The sequence below is a fragment of the Okeania sp. SIO2B9 genome (assembly GCF_010672505.1).
GTDB classification, from domain to species: Bacteria; Cyanobacteriota; Cyanobacteriia; order Cyanobacteriales; family Microcoleaceae; genus Okeania; species Okeania hirsuta.
Window position 1 is genome coordinate 1 of sequence record NZ_JAAHGK010001013.1, and the last position, 2,855, is coordinate 2,855.

Below are 2,855 nucleotides of genomic sequence, written 5' to 3' on the forward strand. Positions count from 1 at the left end.
ATTTGGTATAGCTTGTCATCTAGGAGTTTTAGTTAATATCCCTAGTATTGGTGTAGCTATACCAAATCTACGGGGATGAATTAATCCTTGACCATCACAAAGCAATAATTCAGGAGTAATATTTAGCTTTTCTAGAGCATCTAAAATAGCAGGTATCTCTCGAAAAGATAATAATCCCGGAACATAAGAAAAATAAGTAGGACGTTTAACTATAGACTGTTCTAATAATTCCAATTGTGGAAAACTTAAAACTGCTACTGCTGCTTGAGTAATCTTATCTGAATCACTATAACCAACATCAATACCAGCTACATATTTAATAGTTCCAAATTGGTCTTCAGTTATTACTTGATGGCGGAGTTTTTCTTGCAGAGCGATCGCTGTTTCTACATCAGTAGGAAAAGGAAACTTTTGGTCTATTTTCATCATATTTAGTCTTTAGCAATTCAGCTAATTAAAATAATAAGTAGAACATGGTAATTTTTGAGCACTATGTATCAAATTGTCAATTAGCTCAAAAGTTTATATTCATTGCCTTTAAGAGTTTTTTGATTAAAAATGCAACGTCTTTTTTTTAGCCTGCTCTACTTAACTACTATAGACTTCTTGCAAAAGTTTTAATTAAATTAATTCAATATATGAAATCAACAATTTCATCTCCCTATTCCCCATTCCCTATTCCCTATTGCCTGACTTCTGCAAGAAGTCTTATTTAAGAAGATTTACTATCTCTTCTTCCCAATTCATAAACACCACAGATTACACAAACAATTATCCCAATACTAATTGACCAACTTTTATCTAAACCAATTTCTACACCCCAATTGCACAAACTTCCTACAATTAAAAAAGGCACAATACTAAAAATAGAAGCATAAAAAGCATTCTGAGATTCTCTTGCTTTGCGCGTCTTTTCAAATTCTTTCTCAGATGTATACAATGCTCTTTCTGCAAAATTAAACCAACGGTTAAGTTGTAACGTCACCCACTCACTCAGAGGAGAAAAACCCCAATATAAGGCCAAAGACCAGAGAGATGCACCTGCGATCGCTGTGGCATCTATGGCCAATCTAAAGGGAAAAATTTCTTCAAGTATCATTTTTTAAAATCTTATATTTTATTTATTAGGCAAAATATTAAATCCCTGAATTATAACAAATTTCAGGAATGATTATATTTTAAGTATTCAATTAAACATAAACATGAAATTAGATAATTGGTATTATCTATTGTTACTCGGTCGGAAAAATCACTTAAATTAGGATTATATCTAGAACAAGTTAATATAATTGTTAAAGAAACAGAATAATAGTTTATATCTAAAAGTTATCAGCTTTAAGACTGCTCAATCGAGCAATGAAAAAATAACTAGACAGGTAAAGTGTAGCTCTGGATTATATCTGATATGAAAGATACTTAAGAAAACAACGATTGAATAAAACATGATTACTAAATATCTCAGAACTAATACTGAGTGAACTTGAATAAATAGCCGAAGGATGATTTATGAACAAGGCAAATATATATAAATAATATCTAGAATTATATAATAATGTAATGACAAATTATGATTTTGAATCGGAATATAATTTCAAATTCATTGTTGCAGGAATTGCATCTAAAAATCGGCGAATAATTTTTTCAGGCTTGTGTTCAATACCTGGCTCAAGTTTTGCAAATAAAATATGGATTTATTGGAGAATTTATAGACAGTACTCGACCACAAATTAGGGTATTAGCTTTTTGGTCAGGAGACAGGTTTATACCTAATTTTAAATATTATATAGAAGGAACTCCTTGTAGTACCATTTATGAAACAGGTCTACAAATTTATCACCATTCAATTCAACAACTATTCCCAGAATATCGAGATTTATTAACTTTGCAAGCTGAAAGTTATTTAGGGATTTATATTGTAGATAGTCATGGAAAAAATATCGGTTATATTGCTGGCTTAGATACTAAACCTTTAAAACACAATTATGAACAAAAAAAATCTATATTAAAAATATTTGCTGCTCGCTCTGTGGCTGAAATTGAGCGTAAATTAGTGGAAAAAGCTTTAAAAAAGCAAAATATTTACTTACAAGAAACTCTGGAAAAGTTTAAAAAAACTCAAGCTCAACTCATTCATGCGGAAAAAATGTCTAGTTTAGGAGAAATGCTTGCCGGAGTTGCTCATGAGATTAATAATCCTGTAACCTTTATTTTGGGTAACTTAAATCACATTGATGACTATACGAAAGATTTATTAAATTTAGCTCATATTTTGCATAGAAATTCTTCAAATTTACCTGATGAAGTTATAGACAAAATTAAAGAAATTGAATTGGATTATATTGAGGAAAACTTATCCAAGTTATTAGGTAGAATGAGAGGAGGGGCAAACCGTATTAGTAAAATTGTTAAATCATTGCAAGTTTTCTCCAGCTTAGATACAGCAAAAGTAATATCTGTAGATATTCATGTAATTATTGACAGTATATTACTAATTATTCAACCCCGTTTACAAAATCCATTGGTAAGGATTCAAGTCATTCAATATTATGGCGAGCTGCCTCTAGTTAACTGTTTTACTAACGCATTAAAGCAAGCAATAATGAATATTATTAATAATGCCATTCATGCACTAGAAATAAAATTCTATCAGAATAAATATGGAGTAGAACAACCAAAAATTTCTATCAGAACAGAAAAATTAGAAAATGATTGGCTCGGGATTTATATTTCTGATAATGGCTTAGGTATAACAGAGGAAAATTGCTCTAAAATCTCGACCCCTTTTTTACAACTAAACCAGTCAGTCAAGGCAAAGGTTTAGGACTATCAATCAGTTATCAAGTTATTGTTGAACA

At 30.4% G+C, this 2,855-nt stretch carries 2 protein-coding genes and 1 pseudogene; 1 reads left to right on the plus strand and 2 read right to left on the minus strand.

Going from position 1 to position 2,855, the window contains the following annotated elements:
- Window positions 1-33: 33 nt before the first annotated feature.
- Window positions 34-429, minus strand: a pseudogene (locus tag F6K13_RS26665) (endonuclease V); the annotation flags it as partial.
- A gap of 283 nt (window positions 430-712) precedes the next feature.
- A complete protein-coding gene (locus F6K13_RS26670) occupies window positions 713-1,096 on the minus strand; it encodes a hypothetical protein (RefSeq protein WP_124144670.1) in 384 nt (127 codons plus the stop codon).
- 786 nt (window positions 1,097-1,882) lie between these two features.
- Between F6K13_RS26670 and F6K13_RS26675 the strand changes: the two genes are divergently transcribed.
- Window positions 1,883-2,821, plus strand: a complete 939-nt coding sequence (locus tag F6K13_RS26675) for a sensor histidine kinase (protein WP_287288946.1) — start codon at window positions 1,883-1,885, stop codon at window positions 2,819-2,821.
- Window positions 2,822-2,855 lie beyond the last annotated feature (34 nt).